This is a genomic window from Acinetobacter sp. 251-1 (genome assembly GCF_030329305.1).
GTDB classification, from domain to species: Bacteria; Pseudomonadota; Gammaproteobacteria; order Pseudomonadales; family Moraxellaceae; genus Acinetobacter; species Acinetobacter piscicola_A.
Map to the genome: position 1 here is coordinate 1 of NZ_JACANS010000059.1, position 1,006 is coordinate 1,006.

Genomic DNA, 1,006 nt, shown 5'->3' on the forward strand with positions numbered 1-1,006 from the left:
GGTAATACCCCCATTATTAACTGAGGTCAAAATTAGAAAACTCCAAGCCCTTGTTATCGTTTAAAGTTAGGTGGTCTGCCATCAATTGCCATATGTGGTCTTTCATGATTATAAAAGTACTGCCACGCAGTTGTATAGTTTTGTACCTCCTCAATATTGTCAAATAAATGCTGATTTAAACATTCATAACGCACTGTTCGATTAAAACGCTCAACATAGGCATTCTGCTGTGGATTGCCAGGTTGGGTAAAAACATGCTCAATCTCATGCTTTTTACACCACTGATCCATTAAATCACTCACATATTCTGGGCCGTTATCGGATCGAATACGCTTGGGCTTTCCTCGCCATGCAATCAGTTGATCTAGGTCTCTCAGAACTCTTTGAGCTGGTAGTGAAAAATCCACCACCATGATTAAAGACTCACGATTATAGTCATCAATGACATTATGGACACGATAACTGCGCCCATCACTCAATTGATCATACATAAAATCCATCGACCATGATTCATTCTGAACAACAGGTACAGCAAGCCTCTCAGGGATTTCACGCTTTATGCGCTTGTTTGGTTTGATTCTTAAATTCAGTTCAAGTTCCTTGTATATTCGGTAAACTCGCTTATGGTTCCATTTATATTGCTTAACATTACGTAAATACAGGAAGCAAAGCTTAAAGCCCCATGTTTTATGATCATTCGTCAGCTGAATTAACCAATGTGCGATCTGCTGATTCTCATCATCCAAACAGGTCTTATAGCGATAGCAGGTTTGACTCACATTGAAGATTAAACAGGCCATAGTGACTGAAATATTAAATTGCTCAGTCGCCTGCTGAGCAAGTGATTTGCGCTGTTGTGGCCTTAAAACTTTTTTGATAATGCATCTTGCAGTACATCTGATTTAAGGCGCTCATCAGCGTACATTCGTTTTAAACGTGCATTTTCAGCTTCGAGTTCTTTTAGCCGAGTCATAAGTGATAAATCCATACCACTATATTTGGACTT

The 1,006-nt window shown here is 39.2% G+C and carries 1 pseudogene; it reads right to left on the bottom strand.

Features of this window, described 5'->3' with window-relative positions:
* Nucleotides 1–53: 53 nt before the first annotated feature.
* Nucleotides 54–1,006 (bottom strand): annotated as a pseudogene (locus HX129_RS17700) (IS3 family transposase); the annotation flags it as partial.